A 16,101-nucleotide genomic window follows, 5' to 3' on the forward strand; every position below is an offset into this window, starting at 1 on the left:
TTAAAAATATAGATTTATTCGGCAAATAATTTTACACCAATATGAAAAAGCTACATTTAGTCCTAATGACAGCCGCATCTTTGCTGTTTGTCAATTGTATGAATCATGATGACGACATGAACGTCAACATTCCTCTTGACAAGAATGCCGTCTCTGAGAATGCGAAAGAGTTATTTGGTGAAATTGACCCCAGCCAGGACTGGAGTTCAATTACCCAGGGTTCTATCATCGTTACAGCCGATGCTGATCTGAAAGACATTGAGAAGGTGCAGATCCTGACTGAGTCTCCTTTCAGCAACAGCAATGCTTTTGTATTAAACGAGGCAAACGTCAGCAAGGGACAGAAAGTTAAACTTGTTTACGACGCACCAAACGTTTATGACACATTGTTTGCCGCATGCATTAGCAAAGACAAAACCTATTATGTCAAGGTATTCTCTGTTAACGATAGTGAGGTTAGTTTTACTGAACCTGCTAACGCACGCATGAACAGAGCAAGTGAAGCTACAAACGGATTCCCCGCTGCCAGTGCTATTATATTGGGACAGCCTAAGAAATCTGTCAATGCCTTGCGTGCAGAAGCTTCAAAAGAAAAAGGCTACTTCGCTGCAAATGAAAAGGACAATGGTACTGGAAATTATTGGAAATACACAGAATGGAACAACGACTCTTGGCTGAATGACTATCTGTGGGCTCCCGTGGATGTTGCAGCAGGAAGCAATGGTTGGACCATTAAGGATGGAAATATTTACAGAACAAATCCTAATCAAAAAGAAGACCTAACCACCATTCAGTGGTTGGTGAGATATTATCTTCCCAAAAAGGATGATAATGGTGGTAAAAACAACAACTGGAAGAGTATTGTTGAAGGTACCAACTATTTCAAAGAGTATAAAAACCACTTCGTCAGCGATGGTAATCCTCTGACAATTGTTCCCCTCCAGATGAACACCACAGAAGGTAACTACAATGCTATCTATTATTACTATTTCAAGCCAGAAGAACTGGTTGGAAAGACTGACGAGCAGTTGGCTGAATTTATCAAGGCATTGCCTAAGTTCAAAGCTATCAACGGCTACAAGGGAGATAATGGAGCCTATCATAATGACAAAGAGTACCTCCTTCCCTATTATGGCGACAATGCCATTGCAAGTGGCAATACAGCCATCGCTAGTCTCAGCATCCCCAAGGGCTATTTGATTGGTTTCATGAATCAAAAGACCAAGGATGAGACGATTAAATTAGCTATTAATGGTTGTACCTACGGCTTCGGTCCCCTGAACAAGGAAAGCAACCACCTCGTTGGTCACTATTTCTCTGCACTATCCAAGGAGGTTAGTCAGCAGTCAATAAAGGTTTGGTACGAAAACGATGAAGAAAAAATATCAAGCAAAACCACGACCAACTACGGTCTAACAACTGACGGTATGACTTGGGACAGCCCTCGTATTGGAATCTTCAGTGCAAACAAAAAGACATTCTTGTGCTTTGAGGACGGTTCAGACTGTAACTTCAGTGACATGATTCTCGAAATCAATAGTGGTGTTGAACTCAATTATGATCCTATCGAACCACAAGCTGCCTCATATGTCATGTGCTTCGAGGATGAGCCTGAGACAGCTGACTACGACATGAATGACGTTGTTCTCCGTGGTATCCGTCTCAACGATGAGCAGATTGAAATCACTCTGATAGCATGTGGTGCTAACGATGAATTGGAAATCAAGGGTCTGCAGAACACACAGCGTTTGGGCAAGAAAGAAGTGCATAAGTTCTTTGGCGTAACCCCCGGTGAAGGTTTTATTAACACAGTAAAGGGCGAGAAGTACTTCACACCAGTTTCAGAAGTATTCAATATCGACAAGAATATCAGCGTTGAAGACTTCCTGAAGACAGTTTCCGTTTATAACCGCACCACAGGAAAGACCATTACAATGCCAAAGGAAAGTGAGCCTCCTTATGCAATCATCGTTCCTCTGAACTTCCGCTATCCCATAGAGAGATGTAGCATCATCAGCGCATATCCTGATTTTGTAAAATGGGCACAGAACCGCAACGAGGCCACAGACTGGTATCTGAATGGTGTTGAGAACCGTCTCTATCCTGATATGTTCAGCACAGCAGAATAATTATTATAGAAATATACCTCTTTAAGAGATTATTGCCGGGTTTCTGGCAATAATCTCTTTTTTCTTATAAAAAAGCCAAAAAAGGTAAGGCAATCTCACATATCTTTTGTACCTTTGCACCACATTTAAGTTTAAACTTTATAAAGTATGAAGATTTCACACATTGAGCATTTGGGCATTGCTGTCCAGAGCATCGAAGAAAGCCTGCCATTCTTTACGGATGTGCTGGGCTTGGAGTGTTACGCTACAGAAGTTGTAGAAGACCAGAAAGTGAAAACTGCCTTCTTAAAGTGTGGCGAGGTGAAACTTGAACTATTGGAGCCCACAAGCCCCGAAAGCACTATTCAAAAGTGGCTTGACAAAGGCAACAAAGGTGTCCATCATGTGGCTTTCTGCATTGAGGATGGCGTAGCAAACTCATTGGCTGAAGTCAGCGAAAAGGGCGTTCGTCTTATTGACGAGAAGCCCCGTAAGGGTGCAGAAGGTTTAAACATAGCATTCCTTCACCCAAAGAGCACCTGCGGTATATTGACAGAACTCTGTGAACATCCGGAATAAATATTGTAACATCGTAATAACGAAATAACGTAACAACGAAATGTCAAAACAATTAGAAAAAATCAAGCAACTCATCGAGAAGCGCGAACAGGCCCGTCTCGGTGGTGGTGAAAAAGCGATTCAGAAACAGCACGAGCGTGGTAAATACACAGCCCGCGAGCGCATAGAGATGCTCCTCGATGAAGGTTCTTTCGAGGAATACGACATGTTCAAGGAGCACCGTTGCCACAATTTCGGCATGGAGAAGAAACAGTTCCTTGGCGATGGTGTAGTAGCAGGTAGTGGTACAATTGATGGCCGTCTGGTCTTCGTTTTTGCCCAGGATTTCACCGTTCATGCTGGTTCTCTTAGTGAGACCATGAGCCAGAAGATCTGTAAGGTAATGGATATGGCCATGAAGATGGGTGCCCCTGTTATCGGCATCAACGACTCAGGTGGTGCACGTATTCAGGAAGGTATAAACTCTTTGGCTGGTTTCGCAGAGATTTTCGAGCGTAACATTCTGGCCTCTGGTGTTATTCCCCAGATTAGCGGTATCTTTGGTCCTTGCGCAGGTGGTTCTGTTTACAGCCCTGCCCTGACAGACTTCACCCTGATGATGGAAGGCACCTCATACATGTTCCTCACTGGTCCTAAGGTTGTAAAGACCGTTACCGGTGAAGATATTGACCAGGAGCATCTGGGTGGTGCCAGCGTTCACGCTACCAAGTCAGGTGTAACCCACTTCACAGCCAAGACTGAGGAAGAGGGTATGCAGATGATTAAGACCCTGCTTTCATACATTCCTTCTAACAACATGGAGGTGGCTCCTCGCAAGAAGTGCGACGACCCCATCAATCGTATGGAGGACTCTCTGAACGAGATTATCCCTGAGAATCCCAACGAGGCTTACGACATGTATAAGGTAATCGGTGCCGTTGTCGACAATGGCGAGTTCTTCGAGGTTCAGCCTAAATTTGCCAAGAACATCATCGTTGGTTTCGCTCGTTTCAACGGTCAGAGCGTTGGTATCGTAGCCAACCAGCCTTCATGCTACGCAGGTGTTCTCGATGTAAACGCCAGCCGTAAGGGTGCCCGTTTCGTACGTTTCTGCGACGCTTTCAATATTCCTATTGTTAGTTTCGTTGACGTTCCCGGATTCTTGCCCGGTACTGGTCAGGAGTATAACGCAGTTATCCTCCACGGAGCACAGTTGCTCTATGCCTATGGCGAAGCCACAGTACCCAAGATTACTGTCACCCTGCGTAAGTCATACGGTGGTTCACACATCGTGATGGGTTCTAAGCAACTCCACACCGACCTGAACTATGCATGGCCTTCTGCAGAGATTGCCGTGATGGGTGCCAGTGGTGCTGCAGCAGTTCTCTATGCTAAGGAAGCTAAAGCCAAGAAGGAAGCAGGTGAGGATGTTAAGGCATTCATCGCTGAGAAGGAAGAAGAGTACAACGAACTCTTTGCAAATCCCTATCAGGCTGCTAAGTTCGGATACATCGATGATGTTATCGAGCCTCGCAACACCCGTTTCCGCATCTGCCGTGGCTTAGCCCAGCTCGCAACCAAGCGTGATGCCCTGCCTGCCAAGAAGCACGGAAATATTCCTATGTAAACGAGGAGTTAAGAAGTAAAAGAAATTTTAGTTATGAAGCAAAATGAAGTCTATGCTGCCATAGCAATGGCTCTTCATGAGCATTTGGGAAATAACGTCCATGATGTGGAGACCGGCATCATCACGATTGCGGAGCGCTCTACACAATGGAACGGCTATGCCCAGACAATGACAGCACGTCCCTAAATCATTAATGAAATGAAAGAATACAAGTATACTATCAACGGAACGAAATACGAGGTTGCCGTAGGCGATATTGAGGAAAACATCGTTACCGTCACCGTCAATGGCGAAGAGTATAAGGTTGAAATGGAGAAAGAAGCTGAGCCCGAGAAGAAAAAGCCCGTGCTTGGTAAGCCTGCAGCAGCTGCTGCAAGCACTTCTGACGAACCTGCAACCAATAAAGCAGCTGTAAACAAGAACAATGCCGTCAAGGCTCCCCTGCCTGGTGTTATCACAGACATCAAGGTTGCCGTAGGCGACGAAGTTCAGGTTGGCGATACTATTGTCGTACTTGAAGCCATGAAGATGGCAAATAACCTGCAGGCCGAGAAGGCTGGTAAGGTCACTGCCGTATGCGTGAAGATTGGTGAAAGTGTGATGGAAGATGACGCTTTGGTTGTTATCGAGTAAGACCCATCATTGAAATATCTAAAAAGTAAGAGGAATGGATTCGTTTCCATTCCTCTTCTTTTATAGTCCATTATTTCAATTTCGATAATAGTAATAATACCAATACGACTTTTGATAATTATCAAAGATACGGTATCTTCGCTCGGGCTCTTTGGAATATTTTACTTTCAGTTGTTGTAGATTATTCCAGTCTTCTGCCAAGACAGCATCATGATAGACTATCAGAGGATGAGCCGTTAAATGCTGATAAAGCACCAAAGCCTCTTTGTAATGTCGTGGCAGAGCCACAGAATCAGACACCTCATAGTATCTCGGCAAAACACGCACAAAAGAATTCAAATCGCGATTCATGAGATATCCACACAGCCTATAGTCAGCCATTGCGGAAGTACCTAATGTGTCACGCTCCATTCTCTCATAATAGAACTCTGAATTCACGGTCTTTGCACAACGCGCCCCCAGATGTTTCCATATAGAGTCTTCCGGCATCAACTGTGGTTTCAATTGCATGGGCAATAGCGTCTCGCTAGTTCCCTTCACAGGATAACCAAATAATCCGTCTGCCAATTTTCCTTTTTTTGACAAGGCATAGGCACGTAACATGGTGAGACGTTCATTTGTTTCCAACGAACGATTCCCTACCCTCAAGGCTTCATCCACATCATCATTCATCAGAGCTACTTCCATATGAGTGCTATAATGAAAGACGGCGTTAGTATTACCTACCAGTACAACACCCAGCATCATAACTGTCATCTGAAGTAAATTCAGCCAGAACTTCCTGGCAGAGAATACTGTACCATACTGTCCCTCATCAAGACTATACGACATTGCCTGACGTGCGAACCATACGCAAACACCCCAAATCAACAACAGGAATGGGAATACCCAAACCCAGGCACCAAAAGAAAAATGCTGGTCAATGTCCTGATTAACATCCGAGACCACGGCCAATATCAGCATTGAAGGAAAATATGTCAAGGCATACGATCTGCGTGACAGTTTCGTAAAGTTAGCAATACATCTCTGCAAGATATATAGCACTATCGTTATCAGAATAGCACCGACAGTCCTATTATAATGCGTCACACCTTGACTCAACACATGCTGGGCTATAGTTAATATATCAGTCTGAAACTCATATAGCCACAAGAATGAGAATATAAGAAAACAAACAGCACACATCACCTTGTGGGTGATGGTGCCTTGTTCTTTGTAATTATATCTGTTTCTCATTAGTTCTTCTTAAGAACTACTGCCGAACGGGCAGGTATATAAAGTTTAAGCCACTCCTTGCGGTCGTTGACATACAGAGGATCATAGTTCGTGAAATGCGTCACAGTATCGTCAGCAAAACCAAAGCCACCGAAATCTTTCGAATCAGTATTCAGCACAACGTCGTAGCTGCCGGTTGGCACAAGGAATCCATAGTCTGTAAAAGACTGTGTGGGTGAGAAGTTAAACACGAACAGCAAGTCACCACGCATAAAGGCAAGAATCTGATCACCGTCATTGTGCCATATCTCTACCACGGGTTTATCCTGGAAGTTGCGTACACTCTTCACCACTTTTATCATCTCACGGTCAAAATCACCCAACCAGTGATAACACAAGTCCTTATTATCCACAAGACTCCACTGGCGACGCGCGTATTTGTACGACCAGCCATTTCCCTCACGTGGGAAGTCAATCCATTCCGGGTGACCAAACTCATTACCCATAAAGTTCAGGTAACCACCATTGATTGTACCCAACGTCACCAAACGGATCATTTTATGCAGAGCAATACCTCTCTCAGCCACGCCATTAACGTCCTTCTTGGCGAAATGCCAATACATGTCGGCATCTATGAGACGGAAGATGATCGTCTTATCACCAACCAATGCCTGATCATGACTCTCACAATAAGATATCGTTTTCTCATCAGGACGACGGTTCTTTACTTCCCAGAAAATGCTGCTTGGTTTCCAGTTCTCATCCGGCTGTTCCTTAATGGTCTTAATCCAATAATCAGGAATATTCATAGCCATACGATAATCAAAACCATAGCCTCCATCTTCAAACCTTGCAGCCAGGCCAGGCATACCACTCACCTCTTCTGCTATCGTGATAGCATTCGGATTTACCTCATGAATCAATTTATTTGCCAATGTCAGGTAACAGATGGCATTATCATCCTCATGACCATTGAAATAATCAGAATAGCTACAGAAGGCTTCTCCCAGTCCATGGCTATAGTACAGCATAGAGGTAACTCCATCAAAACGGAAGCCATCAAACTGGTATTCCTCTAACCAGTAACGACAGTTGGAGAGCAGGAAATGCATCACCTCATCCTTACCATAATCGAAACAAAGTGAATCCCATGCTGGATGCTCATGACGATCACCGGGATAGAAGAACTGATTAGGATCTCCAGCCAGATTTCCCAAACCTTCCACCTCGTTCTTCACCGCATGAGAATGTACGATATCCATGATGACAGCAACACCATTCTTATGTGCCTCATCAATGAGTTGTTTCAACTCTTCTGGCGTACCAAAACGACTACTAGGTGCGAAGAATGAAGAAACATGATAACCGAATGACCCATAATATGGATGCTCTTGAATAGCCATCACCTGGATGCAGTTATAGCCATCCTTGATGACACGCGGTAGCACGTTCTCGCGGAACTCATTATACGATCCAACCTTCTCAGCATCCTGTCCCATACCTACATGACATTCGTAGATAAGTAACGGACTCTTCTTTGGCTTGAAGTTTCTCTTCTTGAAATCATACTTTTTGGCTGGGTTCCATACTTGGGCAGAGAAAATATTCGTTGTCTCATCCTGAACCACGCGGGTGCACCATGCAGGAATACGCTCACCTTCTCCTCCATCCCACTTCACCTTCATTTTGTATAGTTGTCCGTGTTTCAGGTCACGTTCACGTAATTTCAGTTCCCAGTTTCCAGTTCCGGCTATACGCTTGCACTTATATTTTTCATCTTCCTTCCAGTCATTAAAATCACCTATCAGATAGATTTCCGTGGCATTAGGGGCCCACTCACGGAACACCCACCCACGCAACTGCTTATGTAATCCAAAATAAAGATGACCAGATGCGAAGTCTTTCAACGACGTTTTACCATTGCGTGTCAACTGATTCAGTTTCCACACAGCATGCTCATGGCGTCCACGGATTGCATCTTCAAAAGGCTCTAACCATGAATCGTTCTGTACGAGGCCAATATGCTTAGGCTGCACCTCCTCTTTTTTCTTTGCTGCCATAGGAATTAAGCTTTAACCTTGAATATCGCTTTTTTAATCTCTGGTGCCATTGAGATACACGGTGCATGACCGTCTTGAGGGAAAAATACCGCAAACATACCTGGTTGACAGTCAATAAAACTTTCTGCCATGAGGTCAGGGTATTTTGTGATATCCTTTTCTGCATTATATTCCTGTTCTGGCAGTCTGCACAATGGTGTATAGCCATAGGTCTCAGGTCCATCAATAGGAATCTGAATGTCTATCATCTTGACATGAGTCTCCAACACGGCCTCATCGGGTGCTTTGCCCTTAGCCGTAGTGATATTGACAAAGAGGTCCTTATCCTTAATAGGATATTTACCAGCCTCCATCGTGTTTAGGTCGTTCTTCTTCAGGAACTCTACCACATCAGCAAACAAAGGATTTAATCCTACGTATTTGCCCAAATTGTCAAGCGTGTCAATAATCATAACATATAGTTTTAAAGTGGTTTATTGATAGTCTATTTTTCTATTTTACGATAACCGTTGCTATAAGTACCCTGGGCAACAATTGCGCCGTTACGGTCTTTCTCGACAAACGCTCCTTCACGTTTACCATTCTCATAGTGGCACTCAATACGCTTACCGTCCTTATCTTCTTCGATGGCAGCACCATGACGCTGTCCATTCTTATACTGGGCCTTAAATTTAGAGCCATCGGCCAGATGACCGATACACTCTCCTTCAGGCTGTCCGTTTTTAAATTGTCCTTCCACAACGTCACCAGCCTTGGTCGTCAGTTTTCCACGACCATTCGGCTGGTCATTTTTCCACTGTCCAGAATACGAATTACCATTTGCCCACAGGAAGGTGCCTTGTCCATTTTTATCACCTTTCAGGAACTGTCCGTTATAACGGTCGCCATTAGCAAATTTCACGATACCATTACCTGTACGCTGACCATTCACATAGTCACCCTCAAAGATATCACCATTCTGGAAACGATAGACGCCCTTGCCATGCTGCAAATCATTCTGCCATTGGCCTACATAGACGTCACCGCTGGCATATTTAAACACGCCCTTACCGGAACGCATATTATTTTTCCATTCACCATCATAGGTTGAGCCATCAGCCCAATCATGGAAGCCACGGCCTTCTTTTTTGTCATCTTTCCAGTCTCCGTTATAATAAGCTCCACTGGCATAGACATATTTTCCTTTGCCATTACGCTTATCTTCATGCCAGTTACCCTTATAGGTGTCGCCATTGAAATAGTACATTTCACCATAGCCCTGCTGGTAGTCCTTAAACCAGAGACCTACATATTTATTATTATTCTGGAAATAATATGTACCCTGACCATGCTGATGGTCCTGCATCCATTGCCCTTCATAGCGTTCTCCATCCGTGAAAGTATAAATGCCATGACCTTCGCGTTTTCCTTTTACATATTCACCTTCATAAAGATTTCCGTTCTTCCACACCGTTTTTCCTTTGCCGTGTGGTTTTCCTGCAGCCATCTCTCCGTTATATTCACCTCCGTCTTTTGTTGTACATGTACCCAACGAGATTTTCTGGGCAGACAGAGAGAGAGGCATAGTAAGTAGTGTAAGCGATAAAATATATGATGTCAATTTCATTGTTTTCAATTTTTCACTCCAAAAGTACAAAAAAAAGTGTAAACAGGCAAGAATTTCCCTTTTTTGAAACTAAGAATTAAGAATTATTTGTAACTTTGCGTCAAAAATTAGTAAAGCAGATGAAATTCATTGGTATTATTCCTGCGCGTTATGCATCTACGCGTTTTCCAGGCAAGCCGCTGGCGATGCTAGGCGGTAAGCCCGTCATTCAAAGAGTTTACGAACAAGTAACAAGTGTATTGGGCGAAGCCTATGTTGCCACCGACGACGATAGGATTTTCAAGGCTGTAGAGTCATTTGGAGGCCATGCCGTCATGACACGCACCGACCATAAAAGCGGTACTGACCGTATTGAGGAAGCTGCCATAAAATTGCAGACCAACGCCGATGTCATTATCAACGTACAAGGCGACGAGCCCTTCATCCAGAAATCTCAGTTGGAAACAGTAAAACACCTATTCGATGATCCAAACACACAGATAGCTACCCTCGGAAAACCTTTCGAAAGCATGGAGGCTGTTCAGAACCCCAATTCTCCAAAGATTGTATGTGATGTTAACGGCTATGCCATGTATTTCAGTCGCAGCGTCATTCCATATATCAGAGGAAAAGAAAGTAGCGACTGGCTGTTACATTTTCCTTTCTTGAAGCACATTGGCCTTTATGCCTATCGTCGTGAAGTATTGTCACAAATCACGAAATTGCCCCAAAGCCCTCTGGAACTGGCAGAGAGTCTGGAGCAATTACGCTGGCTTCAAAACGGCTATCGCATCAAGGTGGGCCTTACCGATGTAGAAACCGTCGGAATTGATACACCTGAAGACCTTGAGCGAGCAGAACAGTTTCTGAAGGAATTCAAGGATTAACCTTGTTGCATCTGCCTTAGCAACTCCTGTTGACGAGCACTCAGACTCGTAGGCAATGTAACCTGATAGGTAATAATCAAATCCGCACCGTTCTGACCTTTGCCACGCAGTCTGGCCTTAGTGCCAGGCTGCGTGCCAGGTTTTAGTTTCAGACGTATCTTTTTCCCATCTGGCACGGTGACGATGACATCACCACCCAGCAAAGCCGTGTACATATCTATATTGACACTAGCCTGCGTCTCACGTGGTTGCTGATGGGCAAAACCACCAGCGCCACGTCCTCGCATGGCACCACCAAACAAATCCTCGAAGAATGAGCTAAAGCCACCGCCACCCCTTCCATTAGTAAAGTTTGAGAAATCAAACCCTTCGAATGGAGAGCCACCACCAGCACCTGAAGAAAAGCCGCCGAAGCCACCTGTACCACCAAAGGCATCAGCTTGCTTCCACTGTTCACCATACTGATCGTATTTCTTTCGCTTTTCAGGATCACCAATCACATCGTATGCTTCATTCAAAGCCTGAAACTTTGCCTTGGCCTTTGGGTCGTCAGGATGCAAATCCGGATGAAACTGCTTGGCACGTTTCAAATAGGCTTTCTTCACATCCTTCTGTGGAATGGTCTTATCAACCCCTAGAATCTTATAATAATCTATGAATGCCATAATCTCAATCTCCTTTCTTTTTTAATTATTTACAGCAAATTCCATGCCGAAAATTTGGCGTTTCATATGACATTTCGTAATTTTGCGCCATCAAAACAGATAAATATGAAAAAAGCACTCATATTAGGAGCACTCTTATTTGGCACTTTGCCTCATACTATGGCACAAACAAAGACGGTGAACTTACGAATCGTTGAGACAAGTGATGTCCATGGCTATTTCTTTCCATACGATTTCGTAAACCGCAAGCCCTTGGAAGGAACATTAATGCGTATCAACTCTTACGTAAACAACCTACGCAATCAATATGGCGAGAACCTGCTGCTGATTGACAATGGTGACATCCTGCAGGGACAGCCCACTTGTTACTGGTCCAACTATGTGATGACCACAGATCAGAACATTGCAGCAAGAATGGTAAACTATATGAGGTATGATGCCGAGACAATAGGCAACCACGATGTAGAACCTGGTCATGCAGTCTATGACAAATGGATTCGTGAAGTACGCTGTCCTATCCTGGGTGCCAATGTGGTAGAGAAAGAAAATGGGCAGCCATACCTCAAGCCTTACGCCCTTTTCGTACGTGATGGCGTAAAGATTGCCGTCATCGGACTTCTCACTCCTACCATCCCCTGTTGGCTTAACGAATCTGTATATGAAGGATTGGAATTCCACGAGATGGTCAGTTGTGCCAAGAAATGGGTGAAGCAGGTACGGGAGGTAGAACATGCCGATTTGGTAATAGGTCTTTTCCATAGTGGAAAAGAAGGCGGACTGGTATTAAATGGTGCCGAGGAGGATGCCACAGCTCGTGTAGCACGTGAAGTACCAGGTTTTGACATCATCTTTTTTGGTCATGACCACCAGGTACACAATGAATGGATTGAGAACACAGATGGGAAACAGGTTCTGACACTCGACCCCTCCTGTTTTGCAGTGAACGTTGCCGATGCACAAATCTGCCTGACTTATGAGAAAGGAAAACTCAGGAAAAAGGACATCAAGGGCGATATCGTCAGTGTACACAAAGAGCAGATTGATGAGCAAATGAGTCAGTATTTCCAACCAGACTTCAATCGCATTAAATCGTATGTTGACCGCAAGATTGGGCATTTTGAGACAACGGTAAGCACACGCGACTGTTTCTTTGGTAATTCTGCTTTTTCTGATTTCATTCACAGTCTGCAGTTAAGCATCTCTGGAGCAGACATCTCATTTAATGCCCCCTTGGCATTTGACAGCAAGATTGAAGCCGGAGATGTCACGATGGCAGACATGTTCAAACTCTATCGTTTTGAGAACAAGATGTACGTACTCAATATGACAGGAAAGGAGGTACTTGGACATCTGGAAGAAAGCTATGACCGATGGGTAAACACCATGAAACGTCCAGAAGACCACCTGTTGTTACTCAACGATGCCTCAAAAGAAGACCAACAACGTACAGGTTTTCTGAACTATACATTTAATTTCGACTCAGCATCCGGTATCGACTATGAGGTTGACGTTACAAAACCTAACGGACAGAAAGTCAGGATTCTCAGAATGTCAAACGGCGAACCATTTCAAATAAACAAAACCTATAAGGTTGTCATGAACAGCTATCGCGGCAATGGTGGTGGTGACCTGCTAACAAAAGGTGCGGGCATTCCCAAAGAGAAACTAAACAGTAGGATTATTTATCAATCACCTCTGGACTTGCGCCATTACCTCACACAAGAGATTGAACGTTTAGGAAACGTATCCCCTCAAGCAGCCCACAACTGGAAATTCACGCCAGAGGAATGGACCATCCCTGCAGCAAAACGTGATTACAAGCAATTATTTGGAGAAGAAAAGCAATGAAACAATACTATTTCGTATTCTGCAAAGACGACCTGATGCTAGAACGTCAGGCTGACGGTACGTACACGATTCCCTGCCAGGAAGAACCACCTACAGAGATAAAGCCCTGGACTACGATTCTAAACATCACGCCCCTGGATGGTATTGAAGTGAAAGCCTACAGCATTGACACGCCCCCAACAAACAGCCCCAACTTTCAACTTTCAACTTTAAACTATCAACTCTATGAGATGTGCCCCCTGCGTCAGAGTTACTACAAACTCCCCTACCCACTCTATCTGAAGGCAGGCAAATGCGCAGAGTTACTCTATTGGGACCGCAACACAAAGTTCTGTGGTGTCTGTGGTGGTCAGATGCATTTTCACACAGACATCAGCAAGCGTTGTGAGATGTGCGGAAAAGAAGTTTGGCCCCAATTAGCCACGGCAGTTATCGTACTTATCCGCCGAGGCGACGAAGTATTATTAGCTCGCGGTCGTAACTTCCGTAGTGAATTCTATGGACTTATTGCAGGTTTTGTTGAGACAGGTGAGACTTTGGAGGAAGCCGTCAAGCGAGAGGTGATGGAAGAGACCGGCCTCACCATTAAGAACATCCAGTATTTTGATTCCCAGCCTTGGCCCTACCCCAGTGGATTAATGGTAGGTTTCACTGCCGATTATGAGAGCGGAGAGATTCATGTGCAGCGCGAGGAACTAACAAAAGCAGGTTGGTTCAATCGCACCAACCTGCCCAAGCTTCCAGAAAAGCTCTCTATTGCCCGCCGGCTGATTGACAACTGGCTCGGAGAGGATTAATATTCCAATAGTTTCTTGGTCATCTGACCATCAAAACCGATAAGTGTCTCTACCAGATAACAACTGGCAACATCCGGTATACAGAGGTTGGCATTGAAGTGGACGCCACGTGAATCGACGTGATCGTACTTAATATTACCCAAAACAGCCTGATCAAGGAACTGTTGTGGAACATCGTCAGCAAACATCTGTTTCTTGATATCACGTGAGAAAAGACATACAGACCCACGATAGAGACTAATGTGAATGATGTTGTCGTAATAGACATTGTCTACACTGACGCCATCACTATTATAGGTTTCCTTGGTCACCTTATACCTTGTTGGGTTTACAGCAATATACCAGTGATATCGCTCACCCCCAAACAACACCACGGAGTCAATTTTCAGGACTTCGTTCAGTGACAATATCTCTGGTTGATTATCCAAGAATGCCAAAGAATCCTCTTTGTTCTCACTCTTCTCCAAACGGACCTCTTCACCAGCCTGATTCTGGAAGCAGAACAAATGCTCCGTCTGTTTGGTTATTGCATATCGGTTTTCACCCAGGCAGAACGAGTCACTGACAATACGGAAATAAGAAGGCTGACTCGTAGAATCCGGAAAGAATATCGTATCGCCCTTCGCCAGGAACGAGACCTCTTCCGTCTCACTTTCAATCCAGATACCTTGCAGCATGGCTTTCGCCTCCAAGTCTTCTGGCGTTTCATTTCCTGAGACGTCATTACGCTGTTGCTTGCAAGCTACAAACGACAGGATTAAAAGAGATGCTATGATACAATACCTTATCATTTACCTATGCAATGATATTCAAATCCATTCTCGTCAAGTTCCTCTACATCAAAGATGTTACGTCCATCAATAACTAAAGGTCTGTGCATTGCCTTCTTGATAACGCCCCATGTAGGCAAACGGAATTCCTTCCACTCTGTCAGCAACAAAAGAGCATCCGCATCAAGAACCGCATCATACATATCCCTGCAATATGTTACTTTATCACCAATTCTACGACGGCATTCATCCATGGCAATTGGATCATAGACACGGATACGACAACCTGCTGCTAGGAGTTTATCAATCATCACCAATGCAGTTGACTCACGCATATCATCAGTCTCAGGCTTAAACGACAAGCCCCACATCGCAATGGTTTTACCTTTAAGGTCTTCCCCCTGGTAAGCTTTCTGCAATTTATCAAAGAGTACAGACTTCTGCTTTTCGTTTACGCGTTCCACAGCCTTCAGGACTTCCATTGAATAGCCATTCTGATCTGCAGTCTTAATAAGGGCTTTCACATCTTTGGGGAAGCAAGAGCCACCATAGCCACATCCAGCATAAAGGAACTTTCTTCCGATACGCGTATCGCTGCCAATACCTGCACGGACCATATTCACATCAGCTCCTACCCGTTCACAAAGATTGGCAATATCATTCATGAAAGAGATACGTGTAGCCAACATGGAATTTGCAGCATATTTTGTCATTTCGGCAGAAGGGATATCCATGAAGATAACACGGAAATTATTGATAAGGAATGGCTTGTAGAGCTTTGTTAAAGCCTTCTTTGCCTTTTCACTTTCAACACCAACCACGACGCGGTCAGGACTCATAAAGTCCTTGATAGCATTACCCTCTTTAAGAAACTCCGGGTTCGAAGCCACATCAAAGGGAATATCAACTCCACGCTTCTTCAGTTCTGCTTCAATTGTCTGACGTACCTTTTTAGCCGTACCGACAGGAACAGTTGACTTGGTCACCACCACAAGATAGCGGTTCAGGTTCTCACCAATGGTCTTAGCCACCTGCAACACATATTTCAAATCTGCAGAACCATCTTCATCGGGAGGTGTACCAACTGCAGAGAATACGATTTCCTGTTCATTAAGGATAGAAGCCAAGTCTGTTGTGAACTTCAATCGACCAGCCTTAACATTCTTCAGCACCAACTGATCCAGACCTGGTTCATAGATGGGGATTTCTCCATTTTTCAAACGTTCAATCTTCTGGGCATCAACATCCACACACGTAACATTCACGCCTGTTTCTGCAAAACAAGTACCAGAAACCAGTCCCACATAACCTGTTCCTACAATTGCGATATTCATATACCTTATTATAT

15 protein-coding genes are annotated in these 16,101 nt (G+C 44.3%); 8 read left to right on the forward strand and 7 right to left on the reverse strand.

The window, feature by feature from the left end; all coding sequences use genetic code 11:
- Positions 1-41: 41 nt before the first annotated feature.
- The 5 genes from L6468_RS08390 (at position 42) to L6468_RS08410 (ending at position 4,926) form a co-directional block, all read left to right on the forward strand.
- Entirely contained in the window at positions 42-2,129 is a 2,088-nt protein-coding gene (locus L6468_RS08390) for a DUF4842 domain-containing protein (RefSeq protein WP_237792911.1), read from the forward strand.
- A gap of 147 nt (positions 2,130-2,276) precedes the next feature.
- Positions 2,277-2,687, forward strand: coding sequence for a methylmalonyl-CoA epimerase (mce, locus tag L6468_RS08395; protein WP_091819126.1), 411 nt, complete (start codon positions 2,277-2,279; stop codon positions 2,685-2,687).
- Positions 2,688-2,727: 40 nt separating this feature from the next.
- Complete coding sequence (locus L6468_RS08400) at positions 2,728-4,293, forward strand: acyl-CoA carboxylase subunit beta (protein ID WP_091819125.1); 1,566 nt, start codon at positions 2,728-2,730, stop codon at positions 4,291-4,293.
- Positions 4,294-4,326: 33 nt separating this feature from the next.
- The gene (locus L6468_RS08405) at positions 4,327-4,479 is read left to right on the forward strand and encodes a hypothetical protein (protein ID WP_176756998.1); all 153 of its coding nucleotides are present in this window, start codon (positions 4,327-4,329) and stop codon (positions 4,477-4,479) included.
- 12 nt (positions 4,480-4,491) lie between these two features.
- Positions 4,492-4,926 carry a biotin/lipoyl-containing protein gene (locus L6468_RS08410; RefSeq protein WP_091819124.1) on the forward strand — a complete coding sequence of 145 codons (435 nt, stop codon included), beginning with the start codon at positions 4,492-4,494 and terminating at the stop codon, positions 4,924-4,926.
- A 75-nt stretch (positions 4,927-5,001) separates the two neighbouring features.
- On the opposite strand, the gene L6468_RS08415 is transcribed toward L6468_RS08410, so the two are convergent.
- From L6468_RS08415 to L6468_RS08430, 4 genes are read right to left on the reverse strand one after another with little or no spacing between them, the layout of a single operon-like run.
- Positions 5,002-6,162: a DUF6057 family protein gene (locus tag L6468_RS08415; protein WP_091819123.1), complete on the reverse strand. Its 1,161-nt coding sequence runs from the start codon at positions 6,160-6,162 to the stop codon at positions 5,002-5,004.
- The gene (locus L6468_RS08420; RefSeq protein WP_237792912.1) at positions 6,162-8,201 is read right to left on the reverse strand and encodes an alpha amylase C-terminal domain-containing protein; all 2,040 of its coding nucleotides are present in this window, start codon (positions 8,199-8,201) and stop codon (positions 6,162-6,164) included. Before L6468_RS08420 ends, L6468_RS08415 begins: the two co-directional genes overlap by 1 nt.
- A gap of 5 nt (positions 8,202-8,206) precedes the next feature.
- A complete protein-coding gene (locus tag L6468_RS08425; protein WP_091819121.1) occupies positions 8,207-8,653 on the reverse strand; it encodes a NanQ anomerase/TabA/YiaL family protein in 447 nt (148 codons plus the stop codon).
- Positions 8,654-8,685: 32 nt separating this feature from the next.
- Positions 8,686-9,807 (reverse strand): MORN repeat-containing protein, encoded by a 1,122-nt coding sequence (locus L6468_RS08430; protein ID WP_371836500.1) that lies wholly within the window; start codon positions 9,805-9,807, stop codon positions 8,686-8,688.
- A 119-nt stretch (positions 9,808-9,926) separates the two neighbouring features.
- On the opposite strand from L6468_RS08430, the gene kdsB reads away from it, so the two are divergent.
- On the forward strand, positions 9,927-10,673 hold the full coding sequence (kdsB, locus tag L6468_RS08435; protein ID WP_091819119.1) for a 3-deoxy-manno-octulosonate cytidylyltransferase: 747 nt from the start codon (positions 9,927-9,929) through the stop codon (positions 10,671-10,673).
- On the opposite strand, the gene L6468_RS08440 is transcribed toward kdsB, so the two are convergent.
- Complete coding sequence (locus L6468_RS08440) at positions 10,670-11,338, reverse strand: DnaJ domain-containing protein (RefSeq protein ID WP_091819118.1); 669 nt, start codon at positions 11,336-11,338, stop codon at positions 10,670-10,672. The genes kdsB and L6468_RS08440 overlap by 4 nt on opposite strands.
- Positions 11,339-11,443: 105 nt before the next feature.
- On the opposite strand from L6468_RS08440, the gene L6468_RS08445 reads away from it, so the two are divergent.
- Together L6468_RS08445 and nudC are read left to right on the forward strand one after the other, a co-directional pair.
- The gene (locus L6468_RS08445) at positions 11,444-13,186 is read left to right on the forward strand and encodes a bifunctional metallophosphatase/5'-nucleotidase (protein WP_237792913.1); all 1,743 of its coding nucleotides are present in this window, start codon (positions 11,444-11,446) and stop codon (positions 13,184-13,186) included.
- Complete coding sequence (gene nudC / locus L6468_RS08450) at positions 13,183-13,983, forward strand: NAD(+) diphosphatase (protein WP_091819116.1); 801 nt, start codon at positions 13,183-13,185, stop codon at positions 13,981-13,983. The genes L6468_RS08445 and nudC overlap by 4 nt, the downstream gene beginning before the upstream one ends.
- Here nudC and L6468_RS08455 read toward each other — a convergent pair.
- The gene (locus L6468_RS08455) at positions 13,980-14,774 is read right to left on the reverse strand and encodes a DUF4738 domain-containing protein (protein WP_237792914.1); all 795 of its coding nucleotides are present in this window, start codon (positions 14,772-14,774) and stop codon (positions 13,980-13,982) included. The two genes, nudC and L6468_RS08455, sit on opposite strands and share 4 nt — an antisense overlap.
- A complete protein-coding gene (locus L6468_RS08460; RefSeq protein WP_091819114.1) occupies positions 14,771-16,087 on the reverse strand; it encodes a UDP-glucose dehydrogenase family protein in 1,317 nt (438 codons plus the stop codon). The genes L6468_RS08455 and L6468_RS08460 overlap by 4 nt, the downstream gene beginning before the upstream one ends.
- Positions 16,088-16,101 lie beyond the last annotated feature (14 nt).

The sequence above is a fragment of the Prevotella communis genome, from assembly GCF_022024115.1.
GTDB classification, from domain to species: domain Bacteria; phylum Bacteroidota; class Bacteroidia; order Bacteroidales; family Bacteroidaceae; genus Prevotella; species Prevotella communis.

Excerpts from the sequence above, each read along its gene's own strand:
- L6468_RS08390 (WP_237792911.1), top strand. The coding sequence starts at position 42 with ATGAAAAAGCTACATTTAGTCCTAATGACAGCCGCATCTTTGCTGTTT.
- mce (WP_091819126.1), top strand. The coding sequence starts at position 2,277 with ATGAAGATTTCACACATTGAGCATTTGGGCATTGCTGTCCAGAGCATC.
- L6468_RS08400 (WP_091819125.1), top strand. The coding sequence starts at position 2,728 with ATGTCAAAACAATTAGAAAAAATCAAGCAACTCATCGAGAAGCGCGAA.
- L6468_RS08405 (WP_176756998.1), top strand. The coding sequence starts at position 4,327 with ATGAAGCAAAATGAAGTCTATGCTGCCATAGCAATGGCTCTTCATGAG.
- L6468_RS08410 (WP_091819124.1), top strand. The coding sequence starts at position 4,492 with ATGAAAGAATACAAGTATACTATCAACGGAACGAAATACGAGGTTGCC.
- L6468_RS08415 (WP_091819123.1), bottom strand. The coding sequence starts at position 6,162 with ATGAGAAACAGATATAATTACAAAGAACAAGGCACCATCACCCACAAG.
- L6468_RS08420 (WP_237792912.1), bottom strand. The coding sequence starts at position 8,201 with ATGGCAGCAAAGAAAAAAGAGGAGGTGCAGCCTAAGCATATTGGCCTC.
- L6468_RS08425 (WP_091819121.1), bottom strand. The coding sequence starts at position 8,653 with ATGATTATTGACACGCTTGACAATTTGGGCAAATACGTAGGATTAAAT.
- L6468_RS08430 (WP_371836500.1), bottom strand. The coding sequence starts at position 9,807 with ATGAAATTGACATCATATATTTTATCGCTTACACTACTTACTATGCCT.
- kdsB (WP_091819119.1), top strand. The coding sequence starts at position 9,927 with ATGAAATTCATTGGTATTATTCCTGCGCGTTATGCATCTACGCGTTTT.
- L6468_RS08440 (WP_091819118.1), bottom strand. The coding sequence starts at position 11,338 with ATGGCATTCATAGATTATTATAAGATTCTAGGGGTTGATAAGACCATT.
- L6468_RS08445 (WP_237792913.1), top strand. The coding sequence starts at position 11,444 with ATGAAAAAAGCACTCATATTAGGAGCACTCTTATTTGGCACTTTGCCT.
- nudC (WP_091819116.1), top strand. The coding sequence starts at position 13,183 with ATGAAACAATACTATTTCGTATTCTGCAAAGACGACCTGATGCTAGAA.
- L6468_RS08455 (WP_237792914.1), bottom strand. The coding sequence starts at position 14,774 with ATGATAAGGTATTGTATCATAGCATCTCTTTTAATCCTGTCGTTTGTA.
- L6468_RS08460 (WP_091819114.1), bottom strand. The coding sequence starts at position 16,087 with ATGAATATCGCAATTGTAGGAACAGGTTATGTGGGACTGGTTTCTGGT.